This window comes from Muricoprocola aceti, assembly GCF_025567005.1.
GTDB lineage: Bacteria > Bacillota > Clostridia > Lachnospirales > Lachnospiraceae > Marvinbryantia > Marvinbryantia aceti.
Window position 1 is genome coordinate 21757 of record NZ_JAOQKE010000013.1, and the last position, 16358, is coordinate 38114.

At 43.0% G+C, this 16358-nt stretch carries 26 protein-coding genes; 18 read left to right on the forward strand and 8 right to left on the reverse strand.

Features of this window, described 5'->3' with window-relative positions:
* Positions 1 to 148 precede the first annotated feature (148 nt).
* Positions 149 to 901, forward strand: coding sequence for a triose-phosphate isomerase (gene tpiA / locus OCV47_RS10290; RefSeq protein ID WP_117449157.1), 753 nt, complete (start codon positions 149 to 151; stop codon positions 899 to 901).
* Positions 902 to 1270: 369 nt separating this feature from the next.
* On the opposite strand, the gene OCV47_RS10295 is transcribed toward tpiA, so the two are convergent.
* The 7 genes from OCV47_RS10295 to OCV47_RS10325 form a co-directional block, all read right to left on the reverse strand.
* On the reverse strand, positions 1271 to 1744 hold the full coding sequence (locus OCV47_RS10295; RefSeq protein ID WP_262654996.1) for a manganese catalase family protein: 474 nt from the start codon (positions 1742 to 1744) through the stop codon (positions 1271 to 1273).
* Positions 1745 to 1755: 11 nt separating this feature from the next.
* Positions 1756 to 3342 carry a recombinase family protein gene (locus OCV47_RS10300; protein ID WP_262654997.1) on the reverse strand — a complete coding sequence of 529 codons (1587 nt, stop codon included), beginning with the start codon at positions 3340 to 3342 and terminating at the stop codon, positions 1756 to 1758.
* A gap of 858 nt (positions 3343 to 4200) precedes the next feature.
* Positions 4201 to 4674, reverse strand: a complete 474-nt coding sequence (locus OCV47_RS10305) for a hypothetical protein (RefSeq protein WP_262654998.1) — start codon at positions 4672 to 4674, stop codon at positions 4201 to 4203.
* 90 nt (positions 4675 to 4764) lie between these two features.
* Positions 4765 to 5226: an ImmA/IrrE family metallo-endopeptidase gene (locus OCV47_RS10310; RefSeq protein WP_262654999.1), complete on the reverse strand. Its 462-nt coding sequence runs from the start codon at positions 5224 to 5226 to the stop codon at positions 4765 to 4767.
* 21 nt (positions 5227 to 5247) lie between these two features.
* Positions 5248 to 5526 carry a DUF4160 domain-containing protein gene (locus OCV47_RS10315; RefSeq protein WP_117449142.1) on the reverse strand — a complete coding sequence of 93 codons (279 nt, stop codon included), beginning with the start codon at positions 5524 to 5526 and terminating at the stop codon, positions 5248 to 5250.
* A complete protein-coding gene (locus OCV47_RS10320; protein WP_117449141.1) occupies positions 5510 to 5782 on the reverse strand; it encodes a hypothetical protein in 273 nt (90 codons plus the stop codon). The genes OCV47_RS10315 and OCV47_RS10320 overlap by 17 nt, the downstream gene beginning before the upstream one ends.
* A gap of 16 nt (positions 5783 to 5798) precedes the next feature.
* Complete coding sequence (locus tag OCV47_RS10325) at positions 5799 to 6338, reverse strand: helix-turn-helix domain-containing protein (RefSeq protein WP_262655000.1); 540 nt, start codon at positions 6336 to 6338, stop codon at positions 5799 to 5801.
* A gap of 132 nt (positions 6339 to 6470) precedes the next feature.
* Here OCV47_RS10325 and OCV47_RS10330 point away from each other — a divergent pair, with 132 nt between their 5' ends.
* On the forward strand, positions 6471 to 6671 hold the full coding sequence (locus OCV47_RS10330; RefSeq protein ID WP_117449139.1) for a helix-turn-helix domain-containing protein: 201 nt from the start codon (positions 6471 to 6473) through the stop codon (positions 6669 to 6671).
* Between the two features lie 46 nt (positions 6672 to 6717).
* The gene (locus OCV47_RS10335) at positions 6718 to 7242 is read left to right on the forward strand and encodes a Rha family transcriptional regulator (protein WP_262655002.1); all 525 of its coding nucleotides are present in this window, start codon (positions 6718 to 6720) and stop codon (positions 7240 to 7242) included.
* 163 nt (positions 7243 to 7405) lie between these two features.
* Here OCV47_RS10335 and OCV47_RS10340 read toward each other — a convergent pair whose 3' ends face one another.
* The gene (locus OCV47_RS10340; RefSeq protein WP_262655003.1) at positions 7406 to 7615 is read right to left on the reverse strand and encodes a hypothetical protein; all 210 of its coding nucleotides are present in this window, start codon (positions 7613 to 7615) and stop codon (positions 7406 to 7408) included.
* Between the two features lie 110 nt (positions 7616 to 7725).
* On the opposite strand from OCV47_RS10340, the gene OCV47_RS10345 reads away from it, so the two are divergent.
* The 15 genes from OCV47_RS10345 to OCV47_RS10415 all read left to right on the forward strand — a co-directional run bounded on the left by OCV47_RS10345 (position 7726) and on the right by OCV47_RS10415 (position 16358).
* Entirely contained in the window at positions 7726 to 8037 is a 312-nt protein-coding gene (locus tag OCV47_RS10345; protein ID WP_262655005.1) for a Rha family transcriptional regulator, read from the forward strand.
* A gap of 29 nt (positions 8038 to 8066) precedes the next feature.
* Complete coding sequence (locus OCV47_RS10350) at positions 8067 to 8210, forward strand: hypothetical protein (protein ID WP_262655007.1); 144 nt, start codon at positions 8067 to 8069, stop codon at positions 8208 to 8210.
* 16 nt (positions 8211 to 8226) lie between these two features.
* Complete coding sequence (locus OCV47_RS10355) at positions 8227 to 8412, forward strand: hypothetical protein (RefSeq protein ID WP_262655008.1); 186 nt, start codon at positions 8227 to 8229, stop codon at positions 8410 to 8412.
* Positions 8412 to 8633 carry a hypothetical protein gene (locus OCV47_RS10360; protein ID WP_262655009.1) on the forward strand — a complete coding sequence of 74 codons (222 nt, stop codon included), beginning with the start codon at positions 8412 to 8414 and terminating at the stop codon, positions 8631 to 8633. Before OCV47_RS10355 ends, OCV47_RS10360 begins: the two co-directional genes overlap by 1 nt.
* A gap of 155 nt (positions 8634 to 8788) precedes the next feature.
* On the forward strand, positions 8789 to 9601 hold the full coding sequence (locus OCV47_RS10365) for a rolling circle replication-associated protein (RefSeq protein WP_262655010.1): 813 nt from the start codon (positions 8789 to 8791) through the stop codon (positions 9599 to 9601).
* Positions 9571 to 10008, forward strand: coding sequence for a ribonuclease H family protein (locus OCV47_RS10370; protein WP_262655011.1), 438 nt, complete (start codon positions 9571 to 9573; stop codon positions 10006 to 10008). The genes OCV47_RS10365 and OCV47_RS10370 overlap by 31 nt, the downstream gene beginning before the upstream one ends.
* Positions 9998 to 10477 (forward strand): hypothetical protein, encoded by a 480-nt coding sequence (locus OCV47_RS10375; RefSeq protein WP_262655012.1) that lies wholly within the window; start codon positions 9998 to 10000, stop codon positions 10475 to 10477. The genes OCV47_RS10370 and OCV47_RS10375 overlap by 11 nt, the downstream gene beginning before the upstream one ends.
* Before the next feature lie 16 nt (positions 10478 to 10493).
* Positions 10494 to 11060 carry a DUF7666 domain-containing protein gene (locus OCV47_RS10380; protein WP_262655013.1) on the forward strand — a complete coding sequence of 189 codons (567 nt, stop codon included), beginning with the start codon at positions 10494 to 10496 and terminating at the stop codon, positions 11058 to 11060.
* Complete coding sequence (locus tag OCV47_RS10385) at positions 11057 to 13183, forward strand: PcfJ domain-containing protein (protein ID WP_262655015.1); 2127 nt, start codon at positions 11057 to 11059, stop codon at positions 13181 to 13183. Before OCV47_RS10380 ends, OCV47_RS10385 begins: the two co-directional genes overlap by 4 nt.
* Before the next feature lie 10 nt (positions 13184 to 13193).
* On the forward strand, positions 13194 to 14465 hold the full coding sequence (locus OCV47_RS10390) for a hypothetical protein (protein ID WP_262655016.1): 1272 nt from the start codon (positions 13194 to 13196) through the stop codon (positions 14463 to 14465).
* Positions 14462 to 14617, forward strand: a complete 156-nt coding sequence (locus OCV47_RS10395; RefSeq protein WP_262655017.1) for a hypothetical protein — start codon at positions 14462 to 14464, stop codon at positions 14615 to 14617. The genes OCV47_RS10390 and OCV47_RS10395 overlap by 4 nt, the downstream gene beginning before the upstream one ends.
* Before the next feature lie 136 nt (positions 14618 to 14753).
* Positions 14754 to 14975 carry a hypothetical protein gene (locus OCV47_RS10400; protein ID WP_262655018.1) on the forward strand — a complete coding sequence of 74 codons (222 nt, stop codon included), beginning with the start codon at positions 14754 to 14756 and terminating at the stop codon, positions 14973 to 14975.
* Positions 14972 to 15430: a single-stranded DNA-binding protein gene (locus OCV47_RS10405; RefSeq protein ID WP_262655019.1), complete on the forward strand. Its 459-nt coding sequence runs from the start codon at positions 14972 to 14974 to the stop codon at positions 15428 to 15430. Before OCV47_RS10400 ends, OCV47_RS10405 begins: the two co-directional genes overlap by 4 nt.
* An 11-nt stretch (positions 15431 to 15441) precedes the next feature.
* Positions 15442 to 16014, forward strand: coding sequence for a hypothetical protein (locus OCV47_RS10410; protein WP_262655021.1), 573 nt, complete (start codon positions 15442 to 15444; stop codon positions 16012 to 16014).
* Complete coding sequence (locus OCV47_RS10415) at positions 16011 to 16358, forward strand: hypothetical protein (RefSeq protein WP_262655022.1); 348 nt, start codon at positions 16011 to 16013, stop codon at positions 16356 to 16358. The genes OCV47_RS10410 and OCV47_RS10415 overlap by 4 nt, the downstream gene beginning before the upstream one ends.

The window sequence follows — 16358 nt, forward strand, 5'->3', positions numbered from 1 at the left end:
TCACAAAACAGGTATAAAATGCTTACGTTTTAATCCTGTTTTTGAAAATTTATTTGGCGAATACGCCACACCGACGAAATGTGCAGCATTCTGGAGGGCGGCTTTGAACAGTTGTGATAAAAATAAAATCAGAATCGAGGATAAGACGATGGCAAGAAAGAAAATTATCGCAGGAAACTGGAAAATGAACATGACTCCAAGTCAGGCAGTAGAATTAGTAAATACACTGAAAGACCTGGTAGTAAATCCAGATGTAGATGTTGTATATTGCGTACCAGCAATTGATATCGTACCAGTTGTAGAAGCTGTAAAAGGCTCTAACGTAGCTGTTGGAGCTGAAAACTTCTACATCGAAGACAAGGGAGCATACACAGGAGAAATTTCTGCACCAATGCTTTTGGATGCAGGTGTAAAATATGTAATTATCGGCCATTCAGAACGTCGTGATTACTTCAAAGAAGATGATGCTCTTTTAAACAAGAAAGTGCTCAAGGCATTTGCATCAGGCCTGACACCAATCCTTTGCTGCGGAGAATCTCTTGAACTTCGCGAAAGAAATGCATACAAAGACTGGATTAATCTTCAGATCAAAGCTGATCTGGAAGGCGTAACAGCAGACCAGGTTAAGACAATGGTAATCGCTTACGAACCAATCTGGGCAATCGGAACAGGTAAGACAGCAACAGCTGACCAGGCGCAGGAAGTTTGTGCAATGATTCGTCACACAATCGCTGAGATGTACGATGAAGCTACTGCAGAAGCAGTTCGTATCCAGTACGGCGGATCCATGAATGCAGGTAACGCAGCTGAACTTCTTTCCAAGCCGGACATCGATGGTGGTCTGATCGGTGGAGCAGCTCTGAAGCCAGACTTCGGAAAGATCGTAAACTACAACAAATAAGCAGAATTTGTTGAGAATTGACAAATAAAACACATCAAAACACCCCTAAGTGCCTTGAAAATTAGTTATATCTACTAAGTGAAAAGCGTTTGGGGGTGTTTTATAGTGTTGTTAATATCATCTTTTGATATCAAAAACTGATAATTGGGATACCAGCAGTAATATGGGGAGCGATCTTTTCAGTATCGAATGTATTTATTCAGAGTGGTATCAACAGTTTTGGAGAAGCAGCAATTGCCAGTTCTTCTCTGGCTTTGAATTTTGAATACTTTACTTACATATCCGCTGGGATGATTTCTTTGTCGGAATCTATACAACCGGTTCCCGTATATTCAGGAACCGGTTCTTTCATAGAAAAAAATATTATTGCTACTGGCAAGTATCTGTGGCTGGCAGACAGGCAGCAGGTTTGTCAAACGCAGGATTGTAACCGTAGAAGTTTCTGGAATCCAGATCATCCTGAATCATACGCAGTGCTTCTCCGAAGCGCTGATAGTGTACCACTTCTCTTGCTCTCAGAAAGCGTATCGGATCTGCAATTTCCGGCATATTGCCTACTACACGGAGAATATTATCGTAGGTGCTTCGAGCTTTTTGTTCGGCAGCGAGATCTTCATGAAGATCGGTAATCGGATCGCCCTTAGACTGAAATTCACAGGCATTAAACGGAACGCCACCAGCCGCCTGTGGCCATACGGCTACTGTATGGTCAATATAATATGGCCCAAAACCAGATTTTTCAATTTCATCCATAGAAAGATTGCAGGTAAGCTGGTGGACAATGGTGGAAACCATCTCCAGATGGGCCAGTTCGTCAGTACATGGATGTTGGACATTATGCAAAAAGCCCGTATTTACGGGCTTTTTGGCAACCTGGGATAAAGGTCGAGAGCGAAAGTATAATGTACTTTCCGATGTGGACCATTTCGTCCCGATTTGGTGTAGATGACTTTATCCAGCACAGATTTTAACAGATCATTTTTCGATTTCGCATCCGGAAGTGTCCAGTACACATCCAGGATATTTTCTACTTTAGGGATTACATCTATTTTTGCCTGGAGGCGTTTTTGCTCCAGCACAATTTCTTTTTCAAGAGAATTAATTGAAATATGAACATCTTCTAATTTTTCCACAACCATTTTATTACGGGTCAGGAAGACATCTTTTGTATAGATACCCTGTTCCAGAAGATCATAGGTATTGTCCAGCTGAGACTGGAGCCGTTCTTCTTCTTTACGTTTCTGTACCAGCTGAGTCTGCAGCATGGATACGGCAGGAGAGGAGTCAGCAGAATCAGGGATATTCCATTGCAGTTTATAATCTTTTAGCCATTCGGCCAGACCGTTCAGAATCTCTCGTTCTACGTCATCCAGATCAGAAGCAACCGTGGCGCAATGTGCGGTCTGGCACATGAGAGTACATTGACGGCCACTCTGATATGGTCGGCGAATCATGACTTTCCCACAGACACTGCAGCGAACGATTCCGGAAAGCGGATTAGCCATTTTTTTCTTGTAAGGAATAGACGGCAGCTTACGGTTTTTCATAAAATCCTGAACCATATCAAAGGATTCCTGACTGATGATTGCTTCGTGAAGTCCATCGTAAAGATCTCCGGATCCGTTACGTGGGCGTCTGACAGTGATCACGCCACCTGACAGGCTCTTTTCGGCAGGGCGGTAGTTGTGACGGATCTTTCCAGTATACACTGGATTCTGCAGGATTCCGCTGACAGAAGAGATCGTCCATGGACCACCAGTGGCAGCAGGAATACCAAGGCCATTCAATCTGTCACGAATTTTTGCCATACCAAAGGTAGTGGGAGAAACACCATCTGCAGGAATTCCGTTACAATACCATTTATAGATGTTACGTACTACATCAGCCTGATCAGGATCAGGAACAAGGCGGAAACCTTTGTCATGAGGAATCTTCTCACGATAATATCCATAAGGTGTCCTATTTCCGATATATTTTCCTTCCCGGACGGAAGCATCCCGGCCACGTTGCAGGCGGCGCTTGATGGTGGCATATTCCCGGCGGCTCATGAACAGACCAAATTCGAAATATTCTTCATCAAATTCATTGTCCGGATGATAGGTTTTGATCGGAGTGATAATAAGGGTACTGCTCAGTCGGAATGCTCTGGACACCACACCCTGATCTATGGTATCACCTCTGGCCAGACGTTCCACTTCCATGACATAGACACCGGTCCAGATGCCGGCTTCTACTTCAGAGAGCAGTTCCTGCATACAGGGACGTGCGGCAATCGTCTCACCAGAGACTACCTCACGGTAGATCTTCGTGATCGGATGGTGATTCCGGGCAGCCAGAGCCAGAAGAGCAGCTTCATGCCTGGACAGAGTCTCCATTTCACCACGCTGTTCCGCTTCCCGATCCGCACGGGACTTACGTAAATACATACAATATTGTTCCATACCATCAATCCTCCTTATCAAAAGTATGAAAAAAGAGTATAAAAAATACACCTGTACAGGTGCCGGAGGATTGTGATATAATCTTAATGCCATGAGGTTATATCACGGTTCTTCCGGAACCGTACAGTAATCTATGTAAAGCCGTTCGGTGCTGGTAACACTGGGCGGTTTTTACATTTGAAAAAATATAAACAATTGTTGCAATCCATAAAAAACGTTGCTATACTATCAATGTACTTGATTGTGGTGTTCGCACTATACATGATGGTATGGATTGCGTAAGATATTTAAATACTATACCTAAAATGGATATATCCCACCACTGATTTCAGGTGTTCGCACTATTGAATGATTTGGACGGGATATATTTATTTATATCTTAACCAGTCATATATTCTGATCAAATGTTTCAGTTCTGAGTTTCCGTTTAAGTATTTTGAACCTTTGTTAAATATACTAAAGAAGCACTCATAAAAATCTCCTTAAACATAAACAAAAAGAGCCTGAGACAAAATCTCAAGCCCTTTCTGTGACCGGATACCAGCCAATTCACTAATTAGTGATAGCATAGCATATGCAGAGATTTTGTCAAGTATTCAATTTAAATTTTAAGTTTGGGTTCAAAAATATCCCTAGTCTCATCAATTCCCGGATAGTGGGAGGATTACTGCTAGGGATATACTATGTTTTCATAGTATATGCCGAAACAGTGAAAGTCAAGTTAAAATCAGATCATTTTGTTGAGGCCAACAACACGATCAGAAATATAATACCCTTACCAAAGCATCCGTTCATCGGATACATTGGTAAACATATTATTTCTTCCATCCCAGCAAATGTACTGGGATGGGGATAGGATCAGTCTTTTGGTGTTTTTGCATATCCAATGAATGATAAAATTACTTCGATAATGACAAACATGAAGTACATTGGAAATAATACAAGTGCAACGGTATACAAGATTGCGCCAGTTAATGCGAAGCCACGCTTTTTCATGAACAAGCCAAATCCATTGAAGAGTACGGCAAGGGCTGTGCAGATCAAATGCGGCATAACCAAAGCGGTTGCAATACCGGATCCGATCTGCTCAGCAGTATCAGCACCGCTTCCGGCAGTACCAGACCAGTAAGAGATACTGTAAAGTATGTACAGAACACCAATGATGAATGAAATGAGCAGACATTTACTCATTTTTTTCTTGGTGGTGGACTGAGGCACCTCATAGACCTCACCAACTTTATACGAATAGCTAGCTGGTGCACCACAATTCGGACATTTGTCTGCTTTATCGGAAAATTCCTTTCCACATTCTCTGCAAGTTAACATTGACATAACAATTCCTCCCTATTGTATGAATTTATTAAAACGCCGAAGCGAATTAACCATAAAATAATTTTAGGTATTAAACTTGACATAAGATTTTTAACAAATCTTCTTCATTACTAATAAATGTGGCTCAAAATAAATAACGTATTGATGGTATATAGTGTAAATGCCATACTTAGATCGGTAGTATTTTAATGCTTCTGACAGGAATTCTTCTGTCACTTCTAAGAGTTCAGCCATCTCACTGAAAGAATGGAATCGGTGTTCGTAGCAACGGATGATTCCCTTTAACCCGATCAGTTCATTATAGGCCCAGATTCTGGCATGGAGCTCCTGCTTACGGTTTTCTGCTTTGCTCTGATCAAGAATATCACCGGTACTGGTACGGTAGTGGCCGATCTCTTCAGCAAGTACACAGGACTTTTCGGTCTGAGTCTGGATGCCTTTACGGATAGCGATCCGTTTACCGGAGATCAGACCATCATGGACTTGAAGCGGTTGTTCCTTGACAAGAAGACCATCTCGATCGGCCACAGTCAAAAGCTGTTCATAGTTCAAGTGTCTCACCTCAATTCAGGATTAACAGAAGTAACGTATTTCACCAAAATAATTCAGCCATGCTTGTATAACATCATTATGTCGTGCTTCAATCATTCGCATGATATTGCGAAGTGTGTGATTTGGAATACGAGAATTATTATTGGCAAGTAAGCAATTACCAGTACTGGTGATCCATATTTTTGTAGCATTAGCAGTAGGTGCACCTTTTGCAACATGGATGTGGATTGGCTCAAGAGGTTTGTTTTCATTCGTCCAGAAGTAAATCCAATATTCGCCAAATCTAAAAATTTGAGGCATTATCAAATCCTCCCTCCTGCGAAAATTCCATGATTAAGTGAGCCATAGAACGGATAATTTCTGTAAAACGATTGATATCATCATCAGAATATTGAAAAACATCTTCCCAGGAATAATCCGGGAGCCAGCAGGTGGCATGTTTAAAACAATATTTTTCATCAGGGGTTTCAATATAAACCTTTACGCGTCCATCTGGTTTCATTTCAGAATGTGTAATTTCAGTATCGTCATTGAGAGTCATAAATGGATACATCATAATATCATTTCCTCCTTTATTCCCATTTAGTATCATCATTCATAAGATCCAGATCCTGCTTAATAGCTTCTGAAGACTGCTCCATATCGGTACGGGCATGAGCGGCAAGAAGTTCTTCCTGCTCATCAATTAATCGTTCAATATTATAGGTAATGTCTTTATAACAGCGCTGGATCATACTCATAAATTCTTTGCGATCAAAAGAGTAAGTCTTTTCATCTTTAGTTTGTACATCTACTGTATTTAGCTTTAAGTTTATTTTATAACCATATGATTCAAACAATTGGATATAAAGTCTTGTTTGGTCAGAAGCTCGCTTTATTTCATTGGAGATTAATTTTATAGCAGAATCCCAAGAATCCCATCCCATTAAATAGGCAGGAGAAACGTTGCCAAGACGAGCAGCAGCCTCTATCTTATCAGAAGGAATATTGGTAATGATATTATTTTCATATTTATATAAAGTTTGTTTTGAGACATTGATTCTATCGGCAAAGTCAACTTGACTTAAACCAAGATTTGTTCGTAATTCTTTAATTCGTTCGCCAACAGTCATTAGAAAGAGCTCCTTTCTTTGTGGTAACTTGATAATAGCACAAAAATGTTATAAATGCAATAAAAAATATCTTGACAAGTTACAAAAATGTGATATTCTAATAGTAACTTAAAAAGATACGGAGGCGATATTTTGATTAAAACAGATGAATTACGAGGTGTAATAGCCAAAAATGGCTATTCGCAGACAGATGTGGCAGGAATGATAGGAATTACACCAAAAACATTTTACGAAAAAATGAAAATAGGCGTTTTTGGAAGCGATGAAATTCAGATTATGATTGATAAATTGAATATAAAAGATCCGATGGCCATTTTTTTTGCACAAGAGTAACTTATAAAGATACTGAAAGTAGATAAGTTAATACTAGGAGACAAAAATGAACAACTTAACACGAAACACAATTACTTCAATGGAAGTAGCAGAAATGGTAGGGAAAGAACATTGCAAATTACTTAGAGATATTAGAAATTATATCACACAATTAGGAGAAGCCAAAATTGGCTTTACCGATTTCTTTAAGGAAGCAACATACATAACAGAGCAGAATAAGATCCTTCCATGCTTTCAGGTTACAAAGAAAGGCTGCGAATTTATCGCACATAAACTGACGGGGCAGAAAGGAACGGAATTCACGGCAAGATACGTAAATCGTTTTCATGAAATGGAAGATAAAAAACTTCCGTGTCCATTGAACCCAATTATTGCATCTAGTGTTGCAGAACTTGGTAGAGTTACAGACCGAATTATGACAAAGCAAGGATCAGCACCACATAAGATTGCTGAAGTATTTAAAAGAGAGTGTGAGCAGTTTGGTATTTCACTTCCGGAGGATTTTGTGAAGACTCCGGAATATGAACAAATGGAATTACAGTTGAAGATACAGCCGGAGGAGGTGAGATAGGTGATAAAGCACAGTGTGAGTAGAAACAGATCAGAGAACCACATAGAGGTAACAATCTGCATTGGAGAGCATGAAGATGTGAAAGAGATCAAGAAAGCCATCCAGAAAACGCTTCGAAGATTTAAACGTCTTCTGAATGGCGAGTTAAGTTACGAGTATCAGATTATTTCAAATGAGCAATATAGTTGTCTGGAAGATCAACTGCATCGATCATGTCCGACTCAGAATCATTAGGAGTTTCAAGATAATCGAGGAACAGCACAGCCGGATCAGGATCATCATCATCAGATTCATTAATAGAAACATATTCATATCCGTCTGATTTTGCACTTTGCAATGATTCTAAGATTTCGGAAATTTTGTAAATTGCCATAATATTTTCTCCTTTCCAAAAGACTTGGTTGTGAGCGCAACCTGTACTAATAGGATACGGAAAAGAGAAAGGAAAGTCAATAACCGGCATAGCCGGAGGAGGTGAGATAGATGGCATTTATGATTGCAGAAATGGTAGGAAAGAAACACTGTGATTTGCTGAGGAACATTAGAAAATATACCGAACAATTAGGAGAAAGCAAAATTGCGTTCACCGATTTTCAAGGAGGAAAGATGGATAATGCATTTTTCAATGAATTAAAGGAACTTGCGGAACTGGCCAGAGGGAGTGAAGAGTGGTCCAGGAAGATTTACAGGATGGCTATTCTATCTGAGGTAGCAGGAGCAATTAGCGCAGAGCAGAAGCAGGATCTGATCCAGATCATTTACGGAGACGCAAGTGGTACAAACGGTCCTGCATAACATGCAGTAAAGAACATGGGGAGGTAACTATGTTAGTAAGTGAGATAAAAACGGAGAAAGCCGTCATCCGGCTCCATGATGATAGTGTACAGCCGGATCAGACAGAGAAGATATTACAGATGATAGCTGCCAGGGCACTGGCAGCATTCCAGACAGCGGAGAAAACCGCTTAAGCGGGGGAGAGGGAAGATGGATTTGTTAATGATAATTGCCTGTGTGTTTATGGCTGGCATGGTATCAGGCTTAATCGTGAGCCTGAAGCTGCGTGATCTGCAGGAGGCAAGAGAGAAAAACAGCATCCGGGCGAAGAGACTGGTATTCCAGCCAATGGAGATCTACGATCTGAAACCGGATGAATGGAAAGAGGTAGGCTGATGATCGAGATTCATGGAGGCCAGATCAGGATCAGCGGATCACATCAGCTGTTGGGCGCAGAACTGGCACTGGCCATTGCAGGGGTGAGGGAATATCTCATGCAGAAGGAATCAGAACCCTATGCCCTTAGTACTGTGGCTGTGAGTAGGGCGAGAGCAGACCAGAAGAAACTGAAAGACCTGACCGAAGAGGCTGCGGAAGCGGCTGCAAATGAATATTAAAAAAGCCGATGCATAAAAGCATCGGCAAGCCTTTGGGGCTCATAAATAATCTCATGTTTATAGTATCCCAAGAGGCCGAAAAGGTCAAGAAAAACAGTGGTTTCAGCCACTGTTTCCAACTTGATTAAGATATTAAAGATAGGACATATAGAGGGATGCTAAGGACTACATACAAGCTGAGAAATGGAAAGATTTTATACAGAGAAGAGTATCACCAGGGGAACTATGGAGCACCGGGAAAGAAGAGGCAGAAAAAAGAGAAACCAACAGAAGAGCAGGTGAAAGTAGTGAACCGGATGGTGAAGCAGAGAAACTGCAGACTGCGTCTCCTGGAGTATTTCAATGAGGGAGACATCTTTGCCACATGGACTTACAGCCCAAAAGAGAGACCGCCGGATATGAAAGCAGCACTGAAAGATTTCCAGGATGCTATGAGGTACGTGAGAAGGCAATACCGGAAGCGGGGCAGAGAATTGTTCTGGATCCGCAATATTGAAAGAGGCACGAAGGGAGCCTGGCATATTCATCTGGTGGTGAACGAGATCGGAGATACAGCCAGTATCTTGCAGAAGGCCTGGAAGAAAGGTGGCACCTGGAGCAATGACATCCGGCATAATGACAAGACCTATGATGAGGACTTCACGAAGCTGTCTTCCTACATGACCAAGACGGCCGGCACCGGAGAGAAGAAAGCGGACGGAACTGTGGAAAAGTCACGGATCAAAGAATCCAGCTACAATACATCTCGCAATATGCCACTTCCGGAACCGAAAGAGAAAGAACTGGTCAGATGGAAGATGGAGGTCAAGCCGGTAAAGGGATACTACATAGCCAACATCCATGAAGGCACCAATCCGGTAACCGGTTATCCATACAGGCGCTACACCATGGTCCGGATGACGGATCCACCGAAGAAAAAGAAGAGGGGGCAAAAAGGTTGCAAAAAGAAGAAATCGACATCTACATAGAGTGCGACAGTACGTCTCCGAAAGAGATGAACAGGCAGTACCGGTACCTGTTGGAATGCCGTTCGCTTCCAGGAAATACTAGAAGCGGCGGGGATCAGCTGACGGGAACCTATAACATGGCAACCATGACAGCTCTGATCAAGGCACTGGAACGGATCCGGCGGCCATGTATCATTTACATTCACTGCCGGAATGACTGGATGCTGAATATGCTGGTACATCAGATGCCGGTCTGGATCGGGAAAGACTTCCGGAACAGCAAGGGAAACCAGATCGCAAATGTCGGCCTGTGGCAGAGAATCGCTGAGCTGACTGCAGAGCATGAACTGATCGCAGTAAGAGGGAAACATGAATACAGTAACTGGATGAAAGAAGAGATGGGGAAAGGAGAACTGGATGTTCGATAAGTTTGGAAAGATGAGCTATGACGAGCTGATCCGCACAGCGAAAGCAGAAAAGGAAGAGGGAGACGAGGAAGCCTTAATTGCGCTGGCGCAAGAGAATGGGCTGGATCAGGAAGATGCGGAAGATTACATGGATGATCTGACAGAAGTACTCTGCACACCGAGAGAGGCAGCTGTGGCAAGAGTTGAGATGGAGGCTAAAGATCTGGAAGTAAGCGGAATCTGGGAAGAGTGGAAAGGCTGTGTCCTGGAGATGTGTATGCAGGAGGAAGATCTGGCCTGTGCAGTCTGCCGGAAGAACAGAAGTCTGTTAGGCCTGTTTGGGAAACTGCTGAAGCTGGGATTTGACAGTAAGCAGCGTGTAGACAAGCGGATCTGCAAGGAAGCTGGATTGAATGACAACGTCTACACAGGCATTCCAACACGGCAGCAGGTAGCTGAAACAATCAGCAATTATTATAACAAAGACTAAACAAAGGAGAAAAACAGTGGAAGGAATCAGAGGTTTCAACAAAAATATGTGTGCCACGCTGGGGAAAGGCGTATATCAGTACGCTACCAGTGGCACTTACATTGAACCGGAATGCAAGGCAAGACGCAATGGATTCCATTTTGTGGAGTATGCACCAGACTGTCTGGACTACTATGGACTTGGCAAAGGCAACCGGTATTTCCTGATCAATGCCGGCGGTGACATCAATGAAGAACAGGGACAAGTGTGCTCTTGCACAGAAATGACGCTTTTGAAGGAACTGAACATGGAACAGTTTGTGATCAAGACCATGGAATATATGGTCAGAAACACACGTATGGACTGGGAAAGGAACATAACTATGTGTCAGATAGCCAGGGACAGAGCGACAGCAGAGCAGAAGGGCGCCATCGCGATCGCCAGAGGTGTACATCCGAAAGTGACAGCAGTAAAAGGCAGTTATCTTGGGTTGGTGCGGGAGAATGAGCGTGGAATGATCGTATATGCGATGCCAGTGAAAGCAGAAAAAGACGGGATATACACAATAAATGAGAAGAATGAACTGGAGGTGGTGGATAAGTGAAGTGGAAAAGCCTGGAGGCAGTAGAAATAATCTCACCGAAAAAGAAAAAGGGATTGATTGCGAAAGCGCATAAATACAAGAACTGTCTGGTGATCGATGTCTACAGAGACGGCGGGCATTATGGCCGTTATGCAATGGATCTGGATACCGGGGAATATGAATTCAGGAAAGGAAAAGTAACCCATAAGTGGAAGATGGCAACGGTAATCGAAGGAAAATCCGATTATTGGCAATATAAACCAAATGTGAGTAATCAACTGGTATGGGATACAGAAAAAGACCGTATAACAGCTACAAAAAGCCTGGGCGGTGGAGATTTTGGATACAAGATATGCAGTAAGGAAGAGGACTGGCTTAGGAATAAACGAGAACGGAGTTTGGAACTGAAATACGACCGGATCAGGGAACTGATGGGACGAATACCGCCGGAACCGGAAGATGGTATGAAGGAAAAGATCCTGGATGATCAGGAAATTATCTTCTTTTTCCTGGATAAAACCAAGAAACTTTGCAAGTGCCCAATTTGTAGGGAAGAATTTCCGAGAAAGGATCTGATCAATGTTTATGGGGAAGGAAAAGCAAAACACAATGACTGGGTGGAATGCCCGAACTGTTCCAGAGAAGGACTGCTGAAAATCAGAAGAAACCACATGGAACAGTATGGACAGATATTGTTGTTACAGAACATTGACAAAGAAGTGAGTGTGGCAAGGCGGTTCAAATGGACTGTTTATAGCAGATATGAGTATAGAACCTGTGTGTTGGGCGAGACGATCCGGATCATGATGTATCGCCCTCATGGTTATAAGATTTATTACAGCCAGGATGGGGAACATCGGAATTGGTACACAAAACTGTGCATACCGGAGTGGAATGACAGCAATCCGTGTAATCAGAGAGTGGCAGAGTGCAGCCTGTATCCTGAGGGAATTTCGGAAGCATTGAAAGGTACAGACTACGAATCTTTAATCAGGGCATTTGAAGCAATGGCAAATGAAGGGATTGTGATAGATTACAATGCTGCCATGGCTGTCGGGGCAAAGGAAAGAGGACTGGGAAATACACTGGAATATCTTCTGAAAGGGCAGTTCACACAGCTGCTGAAAGATACGATAAAAAACTGCTGGACTTACAGAGAAATGTATATCGGGAGGCTGGATCTGGATGGAAAAACTATCGAAGAAGTCTTCCGGATTAAAGACCGGCAGAAAATAAACAGGATCCGCCAGATGAATGGCGGAGAAATGGTTATGGAGTGGATGAAATACTCAGATGAACAGAATGACAGGATTTCCCAGGATACTTTGCAATGGCTGACAGACCACCATATCACAGTAACCGAGATGGGGAAAGCATTACTTCCAATCACCCAAAAAGTAAGTGCAGAAAAATTCAGGAACTATTTGGAGAAACAGAGTCGGCATTATGCCGGAAATGTGAAAGACACTTTGGAACACTGGGGAGATTATCTGAGTATGATGGTTGCCACAGATCAGAAGTTAGATGACGAACTGTTTTATAAGCCGAAAAACCTGAAAGCTCGCCACGATGCACTGGTAAACAATAGGCAGAAGCTGGAAGCCGTGAAACGGATGAATGAGGATCCAGAAGAACGGGAAGAGGAAGCTAAGGCAATGCGGGATAAGTTTCCGGAGGCAGAAGTGATCCTACAGGACGTCAGGGAAAAGTATTCCTATCAGGGAGAAGAATACATCATACGTATTCCAAAGGACCTGGTAGAGATTGTGGAAGAGGGATACGCATTGCATCACTGCGGTGGATCCAGTGACCGGTATTTTAACCGGATCTGCAACAGGGAGACCTACATAGGATTCTGCAGGAAGGTCGGGGAAGAGAACATTCCGTTCTATACCATTGAATTTGAACCGGATGGCACGATCCGACAGAACCGATCTTACTATGACGAAGAACCAGATATTGATACCATCAGGGGATTCCTGAAGGAATGGCAGCGGGAGATTAAGAAACGTCTGAACAGGAAAGACCTGGAATATGCCAGGAAGAGTGCTGTGCTCCGGGAACAGAATTTGCAGGAACTGGAAGCAAAAAGGAATACGTTTGTTTTGGAGAAGTTAAAAGAAGACTTCATGGCAGCAGGATAAGGAGAAAGAGATGGACGGGGTAATTGGATTCAGTAACTATAAGCAGTACAAGGAAAGCCTGGACCAGGAACTGAGCAGGTCAGCGGAGAGCTTTGTCAGGATCGGTTATCTGCTGAAGGTGGCCAGAGACACCAATATTCTTTATGAAAGCGGATATGAGACCGTGACACAGTTTGCAGAAGCAGAGTACAATCTCAGACCGGATCAGGTGACACGGTTCATGCAGATCAATGACCGGTATAGTGAAGGAGGATACGGGGAAACACTGCAGGATGCCTACAAGGGAATGGGTTACACCAAGCTGGTAGAAATGCTGCAGCTTCCGATGGTCATAGCACAGGAACTGACACCAGATTTTACAAGAGAAGAGATCAAAGAAATCAGAAGCGAAGTGGAAGAGGAACAGAAGATCACGGATCTGGAAGTGATGATGGAGCCAAAGGACTGGGACGGGGAGATCTCGGTTCTGCAGCAGGTCATCATCCAGCTGGGACATGATAATCAGGAATGGTACAAAAAGGTATATGACTGGGCTCAGGGAGAGAAAGACCTGCAGAAGTTCAAATGGCTCATGGATCCAAACGGATCCACGTTATACAGTGTTCGAATCAGAGGTCTAGGAAAGTTTCTGTTATCTGTGAAAGAGAAAGAAGAACAAGCTGTTCTGATTAATGTTCGGACGAATGAAAAAGAACAGGTTGCCTGGGATACCCTTATGCATCTGTCCTCTGATTTGATCGAGTCGGGAACCTTACAGGAATCCTGGCAGCAGGTGTATGGGGAAGAAATGGAAGAACCGCCAGCATCAGTAAATACTGGAAGCGGCGGGGGTAAACCAAAGAAAAAAGAGAAGAAGGTTGTAGTGGTTAAGAAAACAGAAAAGAAGAAACGTGATCAAAACGCATTAAAACGTGATCAAAACACATTGAAACATCAGGATCAAGAGAAGGGGAAAGAAAATGAGCCAGAAGAGCATAGATCAGATTCTGAAGGAAATGGAGCAGAAACGGTATCACAGTCAGAAGAAAAGCCGGTGGGAGAAGACGGGAAAACAGACGAAATTGCACCGGAACAACCAGAGGAGAGGTCGGTAGGTACCAGAAAGCAGTTTTTGGATAGCCTGACAGAGTATGGAGCGGCAGAGATTATTGCAGGGCATATTCGAAAGGTGATGGAAACTGCGGAGCAGCAGGACCTTGGATCCTATAAACACTGGGAAAAATGGCTGTCAGAGGACGTGGATGTATTAGGCAATACCTGGGAATATGAGGAGGAAACATGAAGAACTATGAAAAGTGCAGATATGTGAAAACGATTGGTCAGATAGCAGTATATGTGGAACCGAACTGTCCACATTCCCATCTGCTGAAAGGCCAGCTGGTAACCAGTAAACAGACATGTGAAAAATGTAAGAATTGTAAGAAAAGAGAGTAAATAATGTGGAAAAGACATCAGAAAAAAAGCGAGGACACAATAGCCAGGATAAAGAATACAGAGCCGGCTATCAAACACAGAGATAAGAAAGCGGAAGAGTGGATGAAAAGGGAGCCGTATGGAGGAATAACCAGAAATGAGCAAAAAGGAAAAAACAGAGCAGAAAGCAATGGAAGCACTAGCGAAACAAACACCAAAAAAACCAACACTTGAAGGTGATGGATATGCGCCAGATGGTTCACTGGTTCTGGATGAGTGGCTATGCCCGAGATGTAAGTTTAGATATGAATTAGATTATGAAGAACATAATTACTGCCCAAATTGCGGACAGGCTATAGATTGGAGTGATATGGAATGAATAAAGTAATTTTAATAGGCCGATTAACCAGAGATCCGGAAGTGCGGTATTCAGCAGGAGAGAATGCTACAGCAATAGCCAGATATACTCTAGCCGTTGACCGGAAATATAAGCAGGAGGGGCAGCAGAACGCTGACTTTATTCAGTGCATTGCCTTTGGAAAGAGTGCAGAATTTGCTGAGAAGTATTTCCGGAAAGGAATGAAGATAGCCATTACAGGCCGGATCCAGACAGGAAGCTACACCAACAAGGAAGGCCAGAAGGTGTATACCACAGATGTGGTAATTGAAGAACAGGAATTTGCCGAAAGCAAGAATGCATCCGGCGCTGACCGGGAAGCAAGGGATGAGGCAGCACTGAAGCAGTCAGGATATAAGCAGAGTAGTATGACTACAGGAGACGATGGGTTCATGCATATACCGGATGGTATCGATGAAGAACTGCCATTCAACTAAGGAGGGAAAAGATGTTTATTAATATCAAGATTTTAAAGCAGCTGATGAAAACAACATATAAAAGTGCTGGATTAATTCTGGCCCAGACAGAAGACAGATATTACATAGCCGGAAGCCGTTGGGAAATGGATGTAAAGAAAAAATATATACCAAAGCAGATCATGGCACAGATCATTGATCTTGCAGGAGAGGTTCCGGAAATAGGAACCAGAAAGAAATATTACAGACTGAATGGGAAAGATGAATGTTGCAACAGTGATGGAGCATTAACTATTGAGCCAAGAGAGTATGTAGAAGCGGAAGTGACGAACCTGTTATTGATAGACGCATTTGGCATAGCCAACAGGGTTCTGCAGGTAGTTGATCATCTGGAAATCATGAACAATGCATTCATTCTGATCGCAGATCCGGCATTTGTTGATCAGGAGAATGAAAGCAGTATAAGCGGCCCGTTCTTCGAAGGCGTAAGTATTTTGTGGGAGACCAATCAGGCACGCTTCCGGGCATGGAAGAAAGAGGATAAGAAGCATGAAAGGCTTCTGAGGGAACTGTCCATGATCGATCTGTCAGAGGATCCAGAATGATGTACACCAAGAAGCCCAGTAAGAAGAAACACCAGACGCATAAGGACAGCATTTTACAGGCCAGGGACGGCAGATGCTATATCTGTATGAAGAATGGTTCCGATCGGCTCTGGCCAATCTTACATAAGCATCATGCATTCCTGGGAGCAAACAGGAAGATAGCAGAGACAGAGGGGCTATATGTGTTCCTCTGTCCTGACCATCATGAATTTGGTACAGATGCAGTCCACAGGAACTATGAGATCTTACGGGAAATCCAGAGGGATGCACAGAAAGCCTATGAAGAGAACCACAGCCGGCAGCAGTTCATGAAATTGTTCGGGCGCAATTATCTGGAGGATTGA

Excerpts from the sequence above, each read along its gene's own strand:
- OCV47_RS10355 (WP_262655008.1), top strand. The coding sequence starts at position 8,227 with ATGGATTTGTTAATGATAATTGCCTGTGTGTTTATGGCTGGCATGGTA.
- OCV47_RS10390 (WP_262655016.1), top strand. The coding sequence starts at position 13,194 with ATGGACGGGGTAATTGGATTCAGTAACTATAAGCAGTACAAGGAAAGC.
- OCV47_RS10305 (WP_262654998.1), bottom strand. The coding sequence starts at position 4,674 with ATGTCAATGTTAACTTGCAGAGAATGTGGAAAGGAATTTTCCGATAAA.
- OCV47_RS10340 (WP_262655003.1), bottom strand. The coding sequence starts at position 7,615 with ATGGCAATTTACAAAATTTCCGAAATCTTAGAATCATTGCAAAGTGCA.
- OCV47_RS10405 (WP_262655019.1), top strand. The coding sequence starts at position 14,972 with ATGAATAAAGTAATTTTAATAGGCCGATTAACCAGAGATCCGGAAGTG.
- OCV47_RS10415 (WP_262655022.1), top strand. The coding sequence starts at position 16,011 with ATGATGTACACCAAGAAGCCCAGTAAGAAGAAACACCAGACGCATAAG.
- OCV47_RS10395 (WP_262655017.1), top strand. The coding sequence starts at position 14,462 with ATGAAGAACTATGAAAAGTGCAGATATGTGAAAACGATTGGTCAGATA.
- OCV47_RS10365 (WP_262655010.1), top strand. The coding sequence starts at position 8,789 with ATGCTAAGGACTACATACAAGCTGAGAAATGGAAAGATTTTATACAGA.
- OCV47_RS10350 (WP_262655007.1), top strand. The coding sequence starts at position 8,067 with ATGTTAGTAAGTGAGATAAAAACGGAGAAAGCCGTCATCCGGCTCCAT.
- tpiA (WP_117449157.1), top strand. The coding sequence starts at position 149 with ATGGCAAGAAAGAAAATTATCGCAGGAAACTGGAAAATGAACATGACT.
- OCV47_RS10325 (WP_262655000.1), bottom strand. The coding sequence starts at position 6,338 with ATGACTGTTGGCGAACGAATTAAAGAATTACGAACAAATCTTGGTTTA.
- OCV47_RS10400 (WP_262655018.1), top strand. The coding sequence starts at position 14,754 with ATGAGCAAAAAGGAAAAAACAGAGCAGAAAGCAATGGAAGCACTAGCG.
- OCV47_RS10375 (WP_262655012.1), top strand. The coding sequence starts at position 9,998 with ATGTTCGATAAGTTTGGAAAGATGAGCTATGACGAGCTGATCCGCACA.
- OCV47_RS10360 (WP_262655009.1), top strand. The coding sequence starts at position 8,412 with ATGATCGAGATTCATGGAGGCCAGATCAGGATCAGCGGATCACATCAG.
- OCV47_RS10320 (WP_117449141.1), bottom strand. The coding sequence starts at position 5,782 with ATGATGTATCCATTTATGACTCTCAATGACGATACTGAAATTACACAT.
- OCV47_RS10410 (WP_262655021.1), top strand. The coding sequence starts at position 15,442 with ATGTTTATTAATATCAAGATTTTAAAGCAGCTGATGAAAACAACATAT.
- OCV47_RS10315 (WP_117449142.1), bottom strand. The coding sequence starts at position 5,526 with ATGCCTCAAATTTTTAGATTTGGCGAATATTGGATTTACTTCTGGACG.
- OCV47_RS10345 (WP_262655005.1), top strand. The coding sequence starts at position 7,726 with ATGGCATTTATGATTGCAGAAATGGTAGGAAAGAAACACTGTGATTTG.
- OCV47_RS10300 (WP_262654997.1), bottom strand. The coding sequence starts at position 3,342 with ATGGAACAATATTGTATGTATTTACGTAAGTCCCGTGCGGATCGGGAA.
- OCV47_RS10335 (WP_262655002.1), top strand. The coding sequence starts at position 6,718 with ATGAACAACTTAACACGAAACACAATTACTTCAATGGAAGTAGCAGAA.